Below are 17,569 nucleotides of genomic sequence, written 5' to 3' on the forward strand. Positions count from 1 at the left end.
GCGCTAGAAGGCCGCTCGTCCCGGAGCCTCCCGCATGTCGCCGCAATTGCTTGTCACAGCCGCCATCCTGGTGATCGGCGACGAGATCCTGTCAGGACGCACCAAAGACAAGAACATCGGCCACATCGCCGAACATCTCACGCGCATGGGCATCGAGGTGCGCGAGGTGCGCGTCGTGCCCGACGTCGAAGCCGAGATCGTGGCAGGGCTCGACGCCCTGCGGCACCGCTACGACTACGTGCTCACCACTGGGGGCATCGGCCCGACCCACGACGACATCACGGCCGACAGCGTCGCAAAGGCGCTCGGCGTCGCGATCGACGAGGATCCGCGCGCGATCGCGCTGCTGCTCGAGCGCATCAAGCCCGAGGACCTGAACACGGCGCGCCGCCGCATGGCCCGCATTCCCCACGGGGCCGAGCTGATCCAGAACCCGATCTCCAAGGCACCCGGCTTCATGATCGGCAACGTCATCGTCATGGCGGGCGTGCCGAACATCATGCAGGCGATGCTGGACGACGTGACGCCGCGGCTGCGCACCGGCACGCCCCTGACGATCGAGACCGTGGAGGCGCTCGGCCTGCCCGAGGGCGCCTATGCGGCGGCGCTCGCCGGCGTGGCGGCGGCGCGTCCCGAAACGTCGATCGGCTCGTATCCGTCCTATCGCGACGGCATCTTTCACAATCAGATCGTCGTGCGCGGCCGCGACCCCGCCGCGGTGGCAACCGTCAAGGCCGAGATCCTCGCAGCCCTCGCGACGATCCCTGGCGCCCGCGTGGCGCAAGCCTGAACCGAAGGACTTCACGAATGAGCGAACCGCTGGCGCCCAAGGCCTTTCCGGTCAGCTGGGATCAGTTCCACCGCGATGCCCGCGCGCTCGCTTGGCGGCTCAGCGCCAGCGGGCCGTTCGACGCCATGGTGTGCATCACCCGTGGCGGGCTCGTGCCGGCCGCCATCGTGTCGCGCGAGCTCGGCATCCGGTTGATCGAGACCGTCTGCATCGCCAGCTACCACGACTACCAGACCCAGGGCGGCCTGCAGGTGATCAAGACGGTCGCCGACACCGTTCGAGCCCTCGACCGGGGCAGCAAAGTGCTGGTGGTCGACGATCTGGTGGACACAGGCAAAACCGTGCAGATGGTGCGCGAGATGTTGCCGGGCGCGCATTACGCCACGGTCTACGCCAAGCCGCTGGGGCGGCCGCTCGTTGACACCTTCATCACGGAGGTGTCGCAAGACACCTGGATCTATTTTCCTTGGGACCTCGGCTATTCGTTTCAGCCGCCCATCGCCCACGGAACGCAAGGCTGAAGCACCAAGGATCGATCCGGCTTGCCGCTTGCGGGATGCCGGTGCAATAAGCGGCCCGGCTCGCGGACGTGGTGGAACTGGTAGACACATGGGACTTAAAATCCCCCGCCTTCACCGGCGTACGGGTTCGATTCCCGTCGTCCGCACCACTGGCCCCGCGTTCTACCAGACTGCGGCATGCTGGCGGCGCACCGAACGCGCCACCTTTCAGCCCCAACGCTGACGTGAATTTTTGAGATCCCGGTCGTCCTCCCGAATGGCGCTGCAGGTGCCGTTCGATGCTTCGCCGGACCCAGCCGCCTCGCCCCGACCCATGCCCATCGATATTGATCCGATCGTGCAGTCCTTGCATGTGCTGCTGCTCGCCGCTGTTCCGCATGCCGAGCAGCAGGCCACACAGTCGAACAGGACGGCCGCGGCGCGACTGCGCCTGCTCGGTCGCACCACCAATGTGTCGACCGCCGAGGCGCGCCTCGGCGCCTTGTTGTCCGACCCCCTCGGAGCGGCGTTCCGGCAGGCGATCCGCGATCTCGGCGCCGCCCTCTTCGCCATGGACGGCACGACGACCCTGATGCGTTACGCTTCCGAGCTGCTGCTCGACATGGCGCCGGCCGAGTTTGCCGCCCGGGCCAACCTGCTGGATCAGGCCTGGCACGGGCTGGGACAGGCTCAGGACCTCTGGATCGGTTACTGACGCGCGGACCACCGGCCTCGCTTCACGCCAGCTTCCCGCAAGGCCGGCCAGCCAGACTCATGCAATCGCAACCTCATCGGATGGCGATTCGCAGGGTGTGAGAACGTGGAAGATTGTCCCACATTAGGGCGAACAGGGTGGGGCGAGACCCGGCATGAAGAACCAAGCGCAGGCGTGATCCGACCGTGACGTCCATCCTTGCCTCGATGACGCCGGCTCAGATTGCCCGGCTGGCCACCACAACGATCCAGGACTTCACGACCACCGACGTCGAGAGCTTCGAAACCACCGAGGTCGCGAGCCTCACCGCGACGGAGTTGAACGCGTTCAGCTCGGAAAATCTGCAGGCCTTGTCGGCCACCCAGGTGGCGGCCATCACGCCGAATGCCCTCGCGGGGTTGTCGCTGTCGAGCTTCACCGTGCTGGCCGATGACGATCTCGCGGCCTTCACGACCCGGCAGATGGCAGGTCTGACCGGCCAGGAGCTGAATGCGCTCGACACCGGCGAGGTGCAGTCCCTCAGCCTGACGCAGTTGAACGCGTTGCTTCGGACGCAGATCACCAGCCTCGCCACAACCAGCGTGACGCGGCTGAGCGCAACCCAGATCGGCGGCCTGACATCGACGCAGGTCGGCAGCTTCGTGACCGCCCAGTTGAACAGTTTGCTGGTCAACCAGATGCTGGCGCTCGACGTGACCGATCTGGTGGCCACGCAGATGTCGGGCCTGAACGCCACCGAAATCCAGTCCATGTCGGCCACCCAGGTCGGGGCGCTGTCGGCGACGCAGCTTTCGGCCCTGTCGGCCAACGGCCTGAATGCCCTGAGCGCGACCGAGATCGCCGCATTGACGGCCACCCAACAGGCGGGGCTGACCGCCACCCAGGTCGGGCAGCTCACCACCACGGCGCTCGACGCGCTCACCGCGACCGAGATCGCGGCGCTGTCGACCCGCCAGCTGCAGGCGCTCACGGCCGCACAGATCACCAGCCTGTCGAGCGTTCAGGTTCAGGGGCTCGACGTCACCCTGCTGACGATGGCCCAGGTGGCGCAATTGAGCACCACGGCTTTCAACAACCTTGCGGCCAGCCAGGTCGCGGCCTTGTCGGCCATCCAGGTGCGGTCGCTGTCGACCACGAACCTGAACAGCCTCGCCACCGCTGCCCTCCAGGGGCTCACGACCACCCAGGCGGCCGGCCTCACACCGACGCAGCTGGCGGGCTTGACCGATGCGACACTGGGCTCCTTTACGACCACGCAGCTCGCGGCCCTGAGCACGGTCCAGCAGCAAGGTCTCACCGCCAGCCAGCTGACCGATCTTGCGACCAGCATGATTCAGGCCCTCGCGGTGAGCGACTTCAGCACCGCTCAGATGGGGGCTCTGAGCGCGACTGCGATCGGCAACCTTTCGGCCGGTCAGGTCGCCGGCATGGCCGCGAGCCAGATCGGCGCCCTCAGCACAACGACGCTCAACGCCCTGACGGCCCCCGAAACGGCCGGTTTGACCACCCTTCAGGCGGCCGGCCTGACGCCTCGGCAGATGGCGAACCTGTCCGACCCTGCGCTGGCGGCCCTGACCACATCCGTCATGGCCACCCTGACCAGCGCGCAGGTGCAGGGCCTGACCACGACCCAGCTGACCAACCTGAGCGGCACCGCCTTGGCGGCCATCAACGGGGCCACCTTCTCGACCACCCAGATGGCGTCGCTCGGCAGCATCACGCTGATCACCTTGTCGGCGACGCAGTTCGGCGCCCTGAATTCGACGCTGGTGGGCGCCTTGACGACCACCACCTTGAGTGCGCTCGATGCGGCGACCATCCAGGCCTTGACCATCACCCAGGTGGGCGGCCTTCAAGCGACGCAACTGGCCGGGCTTACCGACACGGTGCTGGCCGAGGTGACGACGACGCAGCTCGCCGTGCTGACGTCGACCCAGATCGCCGGCCTCAACACCACGCAGATCGCGGATCTCGCCACGACGGGGTTGCAGGCCCTCACGGCATCCCGCATCGCAACCACGCAGATATCCGGGCTGGCGATCGATACGCTGCAAGCCATGACGGCGACGCAGCTCGCAAGCCTGACGGCGACGCAGATCGCCGCCGTCTCCACCACGGTGCTGAACGGTTTCGACACGAGCCATCTCCAGGCCTTCACGACCACTCAGCTGGGCGGCATGACCAGCACCCAGGTGGCGGGGCTGAGCGACACGGCCCTGGCGGGATTGAGCACGGTCCAGCTGAACGCCCTGACCGCGGCGCAAGTGTATGGCCTGACGTCCACGCAATTGACCGACATGAGCGCGGCGACCCTCAACGCCCTCACGGCCACGTCTTTGTCGACCAGCCAGATCGCCTCTTTGAGCGCGACAGCGCTCGGCAATCTTTCCACCACGAACGTCGCCACCCTGACGGCCACCCAGGTGGCGGCCCTGAGCACCACCGGGATCGGCGAGCTCGGACTCGATCAGGTGGCGGTGCTGACCCCCACCCAGATGGCGGCGCTGACCAGCACGGAAACCTCCGCCCTGACGTCGAGCCAGATCGCCACGCTGAGCACGAGGCAGCTGCGGGCGCTGACCCGAACAGGAAGCAGCGGCCTGACCGACACCCAGGTGGCGGCCCTCAGCACCGCCCAGGCGCAAAGCCTGACGGTGACGCAGATGAACGGTCTGTCCACCACCGGGGCGAGCGGCTTGACCGCAACGGTGCTGGACGCGCTGACCAGCACGCAGGTGGCGGCGCTTTCGGCCGCCGGCGCTTCAGGCTTGACCGGCACGCAGATCGCCGGCCTGTCGGCCACCCAGATCTCCTGGATCGGCACCACCGGCGTCAGCGGCTTCGCCACCACGGCCGTGACGGCCTTCAACACCACGCAACTTCAGGGCCTGACGACCCAGCAGGTCGCGTCTCTCAACACCACGGCGGTCGGGTCCCTCACGTCGGACGAGATGGCGGCGCTGACGCCCACGCAGATCGCTGCCCTCACGACCACGCAGGTCAGAACCCTTGTCGACACGCAGGTGTCGGAGCTGTCGGCGGCGCAACTGCAGGCCTTGTCGCGGGTGCAGGTCGCGGCCTTGTCGACCACCGGCATCGGCGGCCTCGACACGGGTCAGCTCGGCGCTTTGGCGACAACCCAGATCAATGCCCTGACCTCCACCGAAACCGCGTCCCTGGCCGACAGCCAGATCGTGGCGCTCACGGCCACCCAGGTGGCGGCCCTGAGCACATCGGGGATCAGCGGCCTGACGGCATCGCTGGTGGCCGACCTGAGCCTCGCGCAACTCGCCGCCCTCCAGACCGCACAGATGGCCAAGCTGACGTCGAGCGCCCTTGGCGGGCTCGCGTCGTCGCAAGTAGCGGCCCTGACAGCGACGCAGCTAAACGCCCTGGTGACCTCCCAGGTGGCGGCCCTGTCGGCCACCCAGGTTGCAGCGCTGACGGGTGCGCAGCTCGGCGCGCTGACCACCCAGCAGGTGGCGGCGCTGTCGACCGCCGGCATCACGGGCCTGACCACCATCGCCGTAACGCAGCTCGGCGCCGCCCAGATCGCTGCCCTCACGTCGACCGAAGTGACCGCGATGGCGGTCACCCAGATCGCGGCGCTGAGCGCGACACAGATCACCGCCATGACCCGCTCGGCCTTGTCTGGCCTCACTGCGACCCAGGTGGCGGCGTTTTCTACGCAGCAGGTGTCGGCGATCGCCGCCACTCAGATCACCGCCCTGACCGCGACCGCCGTGCAGGGCCTGACCTCGACGGAGCTCGCAGCCTTGTCGACGGCGCAGCTCGACGCGCTGCGAACCACCCAGGTGGCGGCCCTGGCGAGCACGCAGGTCAACGCCCTCGGCACCACCCAACTGGCGGCCTTCTACCAAAGCCAGATCGGCGCCCTGTCGACGACCGGGCTCGCGGGGCTGACCAGCACCGACCTCGCGGCGCTGGCCCAGACGCAGCTCGCGGCCTTGAGCGCGACCCAGGTGAGGGCGCTGGTGGACACGCAGGTCGCGGCCTTGACCACGACCCAGATCGCCCAGCTGGCAACCACGCAAGTCGCGGCGCTCTCGACCACCGGCTTCAGCGGTCTGACCGTGACGCAGGTGGCGGCGCTTGGCAGCACCCAATTGGCGGCCCTGACCACCACCGACGGCGCCACCTTGTCGGCCACCCAGATCGCGGCAATGACGGCTGGCCAGGCCGCGGCCTTGAGCACGCGCGCGGTCAGCGGATTTGCCACCACCGCCATGGCGGCGCTTTCGACCGCGCAATTGAACGCGCTGACGACCTGGCAGATCGCGGCGCTGTCGACGACCGCCATGGCGTCGCTCACCGGCGATGAGGTCGGCAGCCTGACGGCGGTTCAGATCGCCGCCATGACGACGACGCAGGTGAAGGCGCTGGTCGATACCCAGGTGGCCAGCCTGAGCCTGACCCAGATCGGGCAGCTTTCGGCCCAGCAGGTCGGGGCGCTCTCGACCACCGGTGTGAGCGGGCTTGCCACCACGCAGGTGGCGGCCTTGACCACGACCCAGGTGACGGCGCTGACCACCACGGAGGCGGCCGCTCTGGCCGACACACAGATCGAAGCGATGAGCGCCACCCAGGTGGCGGCGTTCTCGACCTCCGGCATTTCCGGATTGACGGCCAACCTCGTGTCCGACCTGACGACCGCCCAGCTGGCGGCCCTGGCCACCACCCAGGTGGCCCGGCTTTCGGCCGCGGGCATCACCGGCCTGACTGCCACCCAGGTGTCGGGCCTCAGCCTGACACAGCTGAGCGCCTTGACGACCACCCAGGTCGGCGCCCTCAATGCCACGCAAGTGGCGTCGTTGACGGGCACACAGGTGGGTTCGCTGACTGCGGCGCAATTCGCCGCCCTGTCGGTCACGGGCGTCGGCGGCTTCGCGTCCACCAGCATTGCGGCGCTCACCACCACGCAGATCGCGCAACTGACCGCGACGGAGCTCGGCGGCTTCGCCGACACGCAGATTCAGGCGCTGTCGACAAGCCAGATCCCCTTCCTGACCCAGACGGCTGTGGTGGGCCTGAGCCAGACCCAGGTGGCGGCGTTGTCGACGGCGCAATTGGCTGCCCTGACCACCACCGAGATGGCGGCCTTGTCGACGGCCGGCCTGACCGGACTGACTTCGACCGACATCGCCCAGTTGAGCGCGGCGCAATTGGCGGCCCTGCGCACCACCCAGCTGGCGGCGCTGTTGGCCACCCAGGTGGCGGCGCTCGGCACGAGCCAGCTGGTCGGGCTGCTCGGCACCCAGGTGGCGGCCTTGTCGGCAACCGGCATCGGTGGTTTGACGAGCGCCCAACTGGCGGCCCTCGCCACCACGCAGGTCGCGGTCTTGACCGCGACTCAGGTCGGCGCCCTGGTGGACACCCAGGTGGCGGCGTTGACGACCGGCCAGATCGGTTCCTTGTCGACCGGCCAGATCGCCGCCTTGTCGACCACCGGCGTCACGGGGCTCACCGCCACCGAGGTGGCGGCGCTCACCACCACCCAGATCGGCGCCTTGACGGCCTCCGAAGCGGCCGTGCTGAGCCAGACCCAACTCGCGGCCCTGAGCACCACCCAGCTGTCGGCGCTCAGCACCACGGCCACGGGGGCGTTGACCGCCACCGAGCTCAGCCAGTTGACGACGCTGCAGCTCGCGGCGCTGACCACCCGACAGGCCACGGCCTTGTCGACCACAGGGCTGACGGGCTTGACCACCTCCGAGATGACGGCGCTGACGACGAGCCAGGTGGCGGCGCTCACCACGGCCCAGATCGGTGCCTTCACGGACACGCAGATCGGCAGCCTGACGGCAGCACAGCTGGCGCAATTGTCGACCCAACAGGTGGCCGCCTTGTCGGTCACCGGGCTGAGCGGCCTGACGGTCGCGCAGATCACCGCCTTGAGCACCACCCAGGTTTCGGCCTTCACGCTCAGCGAGGCGGCGGCCCTGGCCGGCACGCAATTGGCGGCGCTGACGGCCTTTCAGCTCGCGGCTCTCAGCACGGCGGGCATCGCCGGCCTCACCGCGACCGCGGTGGCGCAGTTGAACACCACCCAGATGGCGAGCCTCACAACCACGCAGATCGCGCACCTGTCGGCCACCGGCATGACGGGCCTTACCTCGACCGAACTTGCGGGTCTCACCCTCGTGCAGATCGCCGCTCTCGTTACGGCCCAGATCGCGGCCTTGACCGACACCCAGATCGCCGCCCTGACAACCGCTCAGGTGGCGGGGCTGGCCGATTCCCAGGTCGCAGCCCTTTCGATCACGGGCTTGAGCGGGTTGACGGCGGCCGAAATGGCGGCCCTGACCGCAACCCAGATCGGCAACCTGACCACCACGGAGATCGGCGCTCTCGCCGACACCCAGGTGGCATCGCTGACCGCCACGCAATTGCAAGCCTTGAGCCGCACCGCCGCAGCGGGGCTCAACCAGACCCAGGCCGCGGCCCTGACGGTGACGCAGCTGGCGGCCCTGAGCACCACCCAGGTGGCGGCCCTGTCGAGCGCCGCCATGGGCGGGCTGACCGTGACCGAGCTTGCAACCTTGAACGCCACCCAGCTTGGCGCCTTGCGGGCCACCCAGCTGGCAGCGCTGGTGGACACCCAGGTGGCGGCCTTCACGACGACCCAGATGGCCCGCCTGACCGGCACCCAGATGGCGGGCCTGTCGTCCACCGGACTCGAAGGTCTGTCGGCCGCCGATATTGCGGTCCTGACCACCACCCAGGTGTCCGCCCTGGCGGCGACGCAGATCGCAGCCTTGGCCGACACGCAGTTGACGGCGCTCAGCACGGCGCAGCTCGCGGCCTTGTCGGCGACGCAGATCGGCGCCATCGCGCCCACGGCGATTGACGGGCTGACCATCACGGCGATCGCAGCCCTCAGCACCACGCAGGTGCGCGGCCTGACCGCGACGCTCGTGGGGGCGCTCGACACCACGGCGATCGCGGCCTTCACGGCGACCCAGATCGCCGCCATGAACGCGGCGGAGCTGGGCGGCCTCATCACCACCCAGGCGGCGGCCTTGAGCACTGCGCAGATCGCGGCCTTGGCCGTGACCCAGATCGCCGCGCTGACCACGGCGGCCATCGGCGGCTTCACGACGACGGAGCTGGCGGCGCTCACCACCACGCAGGTGCAGGCCCTTACGGCGACGCAGATGTCGGGCTTGTCCGACCTGCAGATCGTCGGGCTGGCCGCCACCCAGTTTGCCGCCCTGTCGTCGACCCAGATTTCCGGGCTGTCCACCACCGCAATCGCGGCGATGACCACCACCGAGGCGACGGGCCTGACGACACTGCAGATCCGCGGCCTGACGCCGACCCAGGTCGGGGCCTTCTCGGGAGCCGTGGTGTCCGGCCTGACCACCGCGCAATTGTCCGGCTTCACGACGAGCGGCATCGCGGGGCTGACCCAGACGCAGGCTGCGGCCCTGACGGATACGCAATTCGACGCCCTGACCCGCACCCAACTGTCGGCACTGTCGACAGGGGCGGTCGCCGGCCTGTCGACGACCCAGATCGTCGACCTGACCACGACCCAGCTCGCCGCCTTCAGCGCGACGCAGATCGGCGCCCTGTCGACCGTCCAGCTCGACAGCTTCACGACGAGCGGGATCGCGGCCCTGACCGGCAGCCAGGCTGCGGGCCTGACCATGACCCAGGTGGCGGATCTGACGGCCGATCAGGTGGCGGCCCTGACGACAACGACGATTCGCGCCCTCGGGACGACCGCGATCGGCGGCATGACCTCGACCGAGATCGGCATCCTCACCGCCACACAGCTCGGCGCCATCACGGCCACCCAGATGGCGGCCCTGTCGACCACGGCCTTGAGCGGGCTGACCGTCACCGAACTGGCGGCCCTGACCTCGACCCAGTTCACCAGTCTGTCGGCCACCGGCTTTGCGGCCCTGACCGCCACCCAGATCGGCAGCCTCACCACCACCCTGGTCAGCCTGCTGACCGCCACCGAGGTGGCCGGCCTGACCGCGACCCAGTTGGCGGCCATGACGGGGACGCAGCTCGCGGCCATGAACCAGACCCAGATCGGCGCCCTGGCGGGAACCGGCCTCAGCGGCCTGACCCCGACCCAGCTCGCCGGCCTGACGCCGTCCCAGTTCGGCGCTCTGACGACGACGCAGCTGGCCGGGATGACCACTACGACCTTGACGGGCCTGAGCCTGGCCGAGATCGGCGCCCTGACGACCACCCAGCTGCAAGGCTTCACGGCCACGCAGATTGGCGCTCTCAGTGCGACGCAATTCGAGGCTCTGACAACAACGCAGCTCGGCCTGTTGACCACGACCGAGATGAGCGGCTTCACCTCGACCGCGGTAGCCTCCTTGTCGGACGACGACATCGCGGCCCTGAGCGCCAACCAGATCGGCGGCCTGACCTCGACCGCAATCGCGGGCCTGACGGCCACGCAGTTCAACGACATGACCTCCACCCAGGTGGCCGCCCTGACGTCCAGCCAGATACCCGGGTTGACCAGCACGCTCGTTTCAGCCCTGACCACCACCCAGATCGGCAACCTCAGCGCCACGCAATTCAGCAGTTTGTCGACGACGGCCATCGCGGCGCTGACGGCGACGCAATTCGCCAGCCTGAACACCACCCAGATCGGGCTGTTGTCGGTGTCAGAGATGGGTGGGCTGACCGCAACCGAGCTGGCCGCGATGACCACCACCCAGTTCGCGGCCCTGACGCCGACACAGATCAGCGGCCTTTCGACTCTCGGCATCGCGGGCTTGACCGCCTCCGAGATCACGGGCCTGACGTCGACGCAATTCGGCGGCCTGATGAGCTCGCAACTGATGAGCCTGACAAGCGGCGAGGTGGTGGCCCTCAGCACCACGCAAATCGCGGCCCTGACCACGACCCAGATGACCGGCCTCGCCCGCGATCAGTTGCGTGCCCTGTCGTCCGACCAGCTGAATGCCATGTCGACCACGCAGATCGCCTCGCTCGGCACGAGCCAGATGGTCAACCTGACCACGATGGAACTCGGGGGATTGAGCACCACCTTGTTCGGCGCCCTTTCGGCAACGCAGATCGGCGGGCTGTCGGCGGCGCAACTCAGCGGCCTGTCCGGCAGCACGCTGGCGGAACTCACGGGCGCGCAGTTCAGCGGCGTGACCACCACGACGGTGTCGCAGTTGACTACGACGATGCTGGCCGGACTGACAACAACGGAACTGTCGATGTTCAACGGTGTCCAGGCCGCCGCCTTGACCACCACGCAACGTGCCGCGCTCTCGGACGCCCAGCGCAGCGCCCTCAACGATGCCGCCTCCTGAGGCCAGCCCGGTTCGGAACGACGCCATGGATTTCGCCGCTCTCCAGAAGCTCAGCGTGGGTGACCTGTTCGGCCTCGCCGAGGCCACCAAGCGCCAGGGCACGGCCGATGACGTCGCCGCCCTCTACAAGGGCTGGATCGCCTCGCACGAAGACGATCCGCTGCTTTACGCGGTGTTCTTCAACTACGGCACGGTGTTGAACGAAGCGGGCGACACGGCCGGCGCCATTCTGGCGCTGCGCGAAGCGGCGCGGCTGAAGCCGGACTTCCCGCAGGCGCGGCTCAGCCTCGGCATGTGCCTGGAGAAGGCCGGACAGGTCGGCGGCGCGATCAAGAGCTGGCTCGGCGTCGCGACCGACCTCGCTGAGGTGAACGCCGACAACCTCGGCCACAGGATCATGGCGCTCGAGAACAGCGGGCGCGTGCTCGAAGGCCTCGATCAGGATGTCGCGGCCGAGGACGCATTGCGCCAGCGGCTCGAACTCGCGTCCGACGACAAGGTGATCCAGCACTGGATCGCGTTGCGGATGCGCCAATGCAAGTGGCCGGTGCTGGCGCCGTTGAACCGCGTCACCCGCGCCGACCTGATGGCCGGCATCTCGCCCTTGTCGGCCGCGACGCTCGGGGACGATCCGTTGTTCGGGCTCGCCAATGCGTGGCGCTACAACAAGGGGCTGGTTGGACGCGTCAGCCCGATGGCGCCGCGGCCCGCCCTGGTCGGTCCGGAGCGCCTGAAGATCGGCTATGTGTCGTCCGATCTGCGCGAACATGCGGTGGGGTTCTGCATGGCGGAGATCTTCGAGCTGCACGACAGGGCCCGGGTTTCAGTGCATATTTATTATTGCGGCATCCCCCGGGACGATGCCGTCAAGGCGCGCGGCAAGGCCGCGGCCGACCAATGGACCGACATTTCGGGGATGAGCGACGACCAGGCCGCGGCCGCCATCCGGGCCGATGGCATCGACATCCTGATTGACCTCAACGGCTACACCAAGGATGCGCGCACGGCGGTCTTCGCCCGCCGCCCTGCCCCCATCGCGGTGAACTGGTTCGGCTTTCCCTCGACGATGGGCAGCCCCTACCATCACTTCATCCTGGCCGACGCCATCACGATCCCGCCCGGTCACGAGCGCTATTTTTCCGAAACCGTGGTGCGCCTGCCCTGCTACCAGCCGAACGACCGCAAGCGGAGCGTTGCGGCCGAGCCGCCGAGCCGAGCCGCGGAAAACCTGCCGGCCGATGCGGTGGTATTCTGCTGCTTGAACGGCCTGCAGAAGCTGACCGAAGCCACGTTCGGGCTCTGGATGCGTATTCTGGCCGGCGTGCCGGCCGGCGTCCTCTGGCTGCTGGGCGGCACGTCCGACACCCAGGCACGCCTGCGCGAGCGCGCCGCCACCGCCGGCGTCGCGCCCGAGCGGCTGATCTTCGCCGGCAAAGCCGCCAATCCGCAGCATGTCGCCCGCTACGCGCTGGCCGACCTGTTCCTCGACAATGCGCCTTATGGCGCCCACACCACGGCCTCGGATGCGCTGTGGATGGGCGTGCCCTTGCTGACCGTGCCGGGACGGAGTTTTGCGTCGCGAGTTTGTGCCAGCCTGATCACGGCGGCCGGCCTGCCGGAACTCGTTTGCGACGATGCGGAGGCCTATGTGGCAAAGGCCGTCGCGCTCGGGCAGGACCGTGCGGCCCTTGTGGCGTTGAAACGCCGATTGCGGGACGGGCGCGACACGTGCCTGCTGTTCGACACGCCCCGGCTGGTGGCCGAGCTCGAAGCGGCCTATCGGACCATGTGGGAGCGCCATGAGGCCGGCACCCTGCCGGTGCCGGACCTGCGCAACCTCGACGCCTATCACGAGATGGGCCTCGAGACCGCGATCGAGGCTTCCTACGGGCTCGATGACGCCGCTTATGCGGCGCTCTACCACGACAAGCGCGCGCGCTGGGACGCCGCCTTCCCGCTCGAACCGGACGGGCGGCTGCCCGCCGCATGAGGTCGCCTTCCGACCGCGGCAAGCGGCTCTCGCCAGGCACGCAGGCCGATAAGAGCCTGCGGCGGGCGCTCGACCAGCATCGCGCCGGCAACCGGCAAGAAGCCGAGCGGCTTTATACCGACCTGCTGCAACGCGAACCGGCCCATTTCGACGCTGCCTATCTGTTGGCGCTGTCGATGGTCGAACGGGGCCGCATCGAGGCGGCACTACCGTTCCTCGCCACCGCTCTCAAGCTTCGCCCGGCCGATCCAGCCGCTTGGCGGCTGCAGGGGATCGCCTCGGCTCGGCTCGGCCGAAACCAGGAGGCCCTCACGGCGTTCGACGCCGCGCTCGCGGCCCGTCCCGCATCGGCGGAGTTGCATGTCGATCGCGGTACCGCGCTGCAGGCGCTCGGTCGCCCCGTCGAGGCTCTTGCGGCGTTCGACAGCGCCCTCACGCACGACGCAGGCTTCGTCGAGGCCTACAACAACCGCGGCAACGCCTTGTCGGCCCTGGGCCGCGACGCGGAGGCCCTTGCGAGCTACGACGTCGCAATAGTCTGCGCACCCAACAGACCGGAAAGCCACAACAATCGAGGCAACGCGTTACGGGCGTTGCAGCGCTCCGGCGCGGCCGTGGAAAGCTTCGACCGCGCCCTGGCGCTGGCACCTGACTACGCGGCGGCCCACACGAATCGGGGCAGCGCGCTGCGTCAGCTCGGCCGCATCGCGGACAGCCTGGCGGCCCACGAGGCCGCTGTCGCGGCGAACCCTGGTTTCGCGCCGGCCCAGCACAACCGCGCCACGACGCTGATCGACCTCGGTCGCCTCGATGAGGCTCTCGAGGCTTGTGACGCAGCGCAGCGCCTCAGCCTTGACGAGCCTTCGATCGCGGCCACGCGCGGCACGATCCTGAAGCAGCTCGGCCGCTATACAGAAGCGCTCGAAGCCTTTGCGGCGGCGGGGCCCGACCATGTCGAGTCGCTGGTCGATCGCGGCTTGTTGCTGGTCGAGCGCGGCCAAGTCCAGGCGGGCTGTACCGCGATCGAGCGCGCCCTAGCGCGTGCGCCGCGACACACGCGGGCCTTCTACAGTCTGACCCAATGTCGACGTTTCCGGCCTGACGATCCCCTTCTGGCTCCCATGCAGGCGCTCGCCGCGACGGCGTCGCTGCCGATCCGCGACAGGATCGACCTGCATTTCGGGCTCGGCAAGGCCCTGAGCGACGTCGGGCAGCATGACGCGGCGTTCGGGCACCTCGCAGCCGGTAATCGCCTGCAGCGGGGGAGGACGCCGTATGACGAAGCCGCCACGCTGGCCAATCTCGCAGCTTTGCGGCATGGGGTGTTTCCGCCTGCGGAACCCGCGTCGACCATGCCAAGCGGACCGCGGGCGATCTTCATTCTCGGCATGCCGCGGTCCGGCAGCACGCTGGTCGAACAGGTGCTGGCCGGTCACCCCGACGTTGCCGCAGCGGGCGAAACCGATCTGCTGACCAGGGTTCTGCGCGATCAGGGCCCGATGGGTTTGCAGATGGCTTCGACAGGCCTCTTCGTGGCGGGAGACGGCTGCGACGTGTTGCGCCGAGCCGGCGAAGCCTACCGCGCTGCGCTTGCCGCCCTGGCACCATCGGCCGGGGCCGTCACCAACAAGCTCCCCGACAATTTCCGCATGGTCGGTCTGATCCGCTCCATGCTACCCGACGCCGTCGTGATCCACACGCGCCGGCACCCCCTCGACACCTGCCTGTCCTGCTTTGCCACGCGCTTCACCGGGCATCAGCCGTTCAGCTTCGATCTGGCGGAGCTCGGACGTTATTATCGCGCCTATGCGGCCACGATGGCGCATTGGCGCGAGGCGCTGCCGGCCGGAGCGATGCTGGAGATCGATTACGAGCAGCTGGTCGAAGATTTCGAGACCACGGCGAGGCGCATGATCGATCACTGCTGCTTGTCTTGGGACGCGGCCTGCCTGGATTTTCCAGAGGCGCAGCGACCGGTTTTCACGGCAAGCTTCGGCCAAGTCCGTGAAGGACTAAATCGCCGCTCGATGCAACGCTGGCTAGCCTATGCCAAGCACCTCGCGCCGCTGCGTGAGGCCATGGCGTCGCCGTAAGGCGAGGCGGCTGGCCTCCACCAGAACAGGAGTTTCGCGTTGCGGCCGAGGCGAGGGCCGAGCGCGAGTTACGCAGCCGTACCGGTTTTGATCGATCGTGGTGATGATGTCGGGCCGAAAGAGGCGAACATCTTCGCACACCTCTTTCCGGTCACCACGTCAGCGCGGCTTGCGTAGCGGCTTCTTGGGCACGGCCTCGGCGGCTTGACGGTCTTCGGCCTCCTTGGCGAGCCTCAAGGCACGCAGTCGGACGGTCTTCGCGTCCTCGGCCACGCGGGCGGCGGCCATTTCGGCACGCACCTTGGCAGCATCGACAAGCTGCATCTCGGCGCGGGCCCGACGAAGCTCTGCGCGGGACGGAGCCTCCTCGGGACCTTGGTCGCTCACGCCTGGGCCGGAGCCGGGGCTAGAACGGGAGCGGGACGACGCGGCTTCGGCTCGGGCTTCTTGCGGGGTGCCACAAGGCCTTCACGCTCGGCCTGCTTGCGGGCCAGCTTGCGAGCGCGGCGAACCGCCTCCTGGGCCTCACGGGCACGCTTCTCGGAGGGCTTCTCGTAATGCCGGCGAGCCTTCAGCTCGCGCAGGACGCCTTCGCGCTGCAGCTTGCGCTTGAGCGCCCGGAGAGCCTGATCAACGTTGTTGTCGCGAACGAGAACCTGCATTTAGATGACCTTCAAAGCCTCTGCCGACTGCTTGCCCGAGCGGGGATCCGCCTTCAGCTCGTAGCTGACCTTCTGGCCTTCCGGCAGCGAGTCGAGGCCGGCGCGCTCGACGGCGCTGACATGGACGAACACATCCGAACCACCTTCATCGGACTGGATGAAGCCGTAGCCCTTCGTGGCATTGAACCACTTCACAGTACCTGTGGCCATACTGGCACCTCTATCTGTTCGACCGCGGACGATCGTGTTGCACCATCGACGGTCGGGATCGAATAGAAGCTGGATTGCCGGAGGGCAGAAACGGCTTGAACAAACGGCCTAGATCGATGCGGGAAAATGAGGGTCTGACGCGCGCGATGTCAACCCGCGATCGCGTTTCAAGACCGACATGAAGCTGCAAAGCAAGCCCGAAGGGCTGCCGGACCATTTATACCACATGCTGGCATATCGGGTGAGCCCTGACCAGAGGACTTCGAAGGGCTAGCCAGCTTTTTAGGGAAGGGCCTCAGCGAAGCACCGGCGACCGTCGCGTCTCGCAGGGCGCGCAGCGACATCCACCCCGCAAATCTTTGGCGTCCCGGAAGGGATTCGAACCCCTGACCTACGGTTTAGGAAACCGTTGCTCTATCCTGCTGAGCTACCGGGACATCGGTCCGACCTGTAGCACGGGTGGTGAGCTTGACAAAGTGGGGGTTGATCGCTGGCGGCGGCCTGCTTTGGGTGTGGATCGGAGGCGCTGGGGCAGCGGCCGGCATCGTGTCGCCTGGGTGTTTGTCGGGTGGTGAGGCGGCACAACTGGCCGATGTGGACGAAGCGCTCGACCTGCATCTTCGCGACGGACGCGTGGTTCACCTGCCTGGAGTGGCGGCCGCTCCCGGCCGGGTCACGGACGCTCGCACCTTGCTGCGAGGCTGGTTGCTTCGGACACCGATGTTGGTTCGTGTTCTTCGCAGTGAACCGGATCGCTGGGGTCGCACCCCTGCCCTGGCCTTTGCGGAGGCCGGGGGATCGTCGCCCGGCCTGGTGTCCGTGTCCGAGGCGCTGCTCGAGGCGGGCCTCGTGCTGGCGCGACCGGATGCCGACATCGATCCTTGCTGGGCGGACTACCTCAGCCTCGAGGATGAGGCGCGCCGCACCGGACGCGGTCTCTGGGCGACCCGACACATGATCGATCCGCAGGATGCCACCGCCCTGCAGGCCAATGCCGGCGCTCTGGCGATCGTCGAAGGGCGGCTGGCGCGCGTCCACGCGGGTCGAGCCCGCCTTTACCTGCGGTTTTCCGGCGATGGCGGGACCGGCTTCGCGGCCGCCTTGGCGCTGCCCCTGGTGCGCCGCATGACAAAGGGTGGCCAGGACCCTTCCGGATGGGTGGGGCGCAATCTTGCGGTACGAGGCTTGCTGGACGATCGGTGGGGGTGGCAGATCGACGTCACCTCGCTACAGCAGTTGCGACTCGATCCACCCTGAGCCGCCACATTGCTTTTCATTGAGCATGTCGCAGC

The 17,569-nt window shown here is 68.1% G+C and carries 10 protein-coding genes and 2 tRNA genes; 8 read left to right on the forward strand and 4 right to left on the reverse strand.

The window, feature by feature from the left end:
* Positions 1-34 precede the first annotated feature (34 nt).
* The 7 genes from P7D22_RS00265 (at position 35) to P7D22_RS00295 (ending at position 15,405) form a co-directional block, all read left to right on the forward strand.
* Complete coding sequence (locus P7D22_RS00265) at positions 35-790, forward strand: competence/damage-inducible protein A (protein ID WP_319932191.1); 756 nt, start codon at positions 35-37, stop codon at positions 788-790.
* A 17-nt stretch (positions 791-807) separates the two neighbouring features.
* On the forward strand, positions 808-1,311 hold the full coding sequence (gpt, locus tag P7D22_RS00270; protein WP_319932192.1) for a xanthine phosphoribosyltransferase: 504 nt from the start codon (positions 808-810) through the stop codon (positions 1,309-1,311).
* 62 nt (positions 1,312-1,373) lie between these two features.
* Positions 1,374-1,460 (forward strand) — tRNA-Leu (locus P7D22_RS00275).
* A gap of 188 nt (positions 1,461-1,648) precedes the next feature.
* Positions 1,649-2,005: a hypothetical protein gene (locus P7D22_RS00280; protein WP_319932193.1), complete on the forward strand. Its 357-nt coding sequence runs from the start codon at positions 1,649-1,651 to the stop codon at positions 2,003-2,005.
* A gap of 185 nt (positions 2,006-2,190) precedes the next feature.
* Positions 2,191-11,322, forward strand: a complete 9,132-nt coding sequence (locus P7D22_RS00285; protein ID WP_319932194.1) for a beta strand repeat-containing protein — start codon at positions 2,191-2,193, stop codon at positions 11,320-11,322.
* Between the two features lie 25 nt (positions 11,323-11,347).
* Entirely contained in the window at positions 11,348-13,312 is a 1,965-nt protein-coding gene (locus P7D22_RS00290; protein ID WP_319932195.1) for an O-linked N-acetylglucosamine transferase, SPINDLY family protein, read from the forward strand.
* Positions 13,309-15,405 (forward strand): tetratricopeptide repeat-containing sulfotransferase family protein, encoded by a 2,097-nt coding sequence (locus P7D22_RS00295; protein WP_319932196.1) that lies wholly within the window; start codon positions 13,309-13,311, stop codon positions 15,403-15,405. The genes P7D22_RS00290 and P7D22_RS00295 overlap by 4 nt, the downstream gene beginning before the upstream one ends.
* Positions 15,406-15,564: 159 nt before the next feature.
* On the opposite strand, the gene P7D22_RS00300 is transcribed toward P7D22_RS00295, so the two are convergent.
* The 4 genes from P7D22_RS00300 to P7D22_RS00315 form a co-directional block, all read right to left on the reverse strand.
* A complete protein-coding gene (locus tag P7D22_RS00300) occupies positions 15,565-15,792 on the reverse strand; it encodes a hypothetical protein (RefSeq protein ID WP_319932197.1) in 228 nt (75 codons plus the stop codon).
* Positions 15,789-16,067, reverse strand: coding sequence for a 30S ribosomal protein S21 (gene rpsU, locus P7D22_RS00305; RefSeq protein WP_319932198.1), 279 nt, complete (start codon positions 16,065-16,067; stop codon positions 15,789-15,791). Before rpsU ends, P7D22_RS00300 begins: the two co-directional genes overlap by 4 nt.
* Entirely contained in the window at positions 16,068-16,277 is a 210-nt protein-coding gene (locus P7D22_RS00310) for a cold-shock protein (protein ID WP_319932199.1), read from the reverse strand. It abuts the gene before it with no gap.
* Between the two features lie 360 nt (positions 16,278-16,637).
* Positions 16,638-16,714, reverse strand: a tRNA-Arg gene (locus tag P7D22_RS00315).
* A gap of 25 nt (positions 16,715-16,739) precedes the next feature.
* Between P7D22_RS00315 and P7D22_RS00320 the strand changes: the two genes are divergently transcribed.
* A complete protein-coding gene (locus tag P7D22_RS00320) occupies positions 16,740-17,534 on the forward strand; it encodes a thermonuclease family protein (RefSeq protein ID WP_319932200.1) in 795 nt (264 codons plus the stop codon).
* The last annotated feature ends 35 nt before the right edge of the window (positions 17,535-17,569 follow it).

This window comes from Lichenihabitans sp. Uapishka_5 (assembly GCF_033947565.1).
GTDB lineage: Bacteria > Pseudomonadota > Alphaproteobacteria > Rhizobiales > Beijerinckiaceae > Lichenihabitans.

What these genes read in the sequence shown, in the direction of transcription:
- P7D22_RS00265 (WP_319932191.1), top strand. Translation starts at nt 35, where the DNA reads ATGTCGCCGCAATTGCTTGTCACAGCCGCCATCCTGGTGATCGGCGAC.
- P7D22_RS00290 (WP_319932195.1), top strand. Translation starts at nt 11,348, where the DNA reads ATGGATTTCGCCGCTCTCCAGAAGCTCAGCGTGGGTGACCTGTTCGGC.
- gpt (WP_319932192.1), top strand. Translation starts at nt 808, where the DNA reads ATGAGCGAACCGCTGGCGCCCAAGGCCTTTCCGGTCAGCTGGGATCAG.
- P7D22_RS00310 (WP_319932199.1), bottom strand. Translation starts at nt 16,277, where the DNA reads ATGGCCACAGGTACTGTGAAGTGGTTCAATGCCACGAAGGGCTACGGC.
- P7D22_RS00295 (WP_319932196.1), top strand. Translation starts at nt 13,309, where the DNA reads ATGAGGTCGCCTTCCGACCGCGGCAAGCGGCTCTCGCCAGGCACGCAG.
- rpsU (WP_319932198.1), bottom strand. Translation starts at nt 16,067, where the DNA reads ATGCAGGTTCTCGTTCGCGACAACAACGTTGATCAGGCTCTCCGGGCG.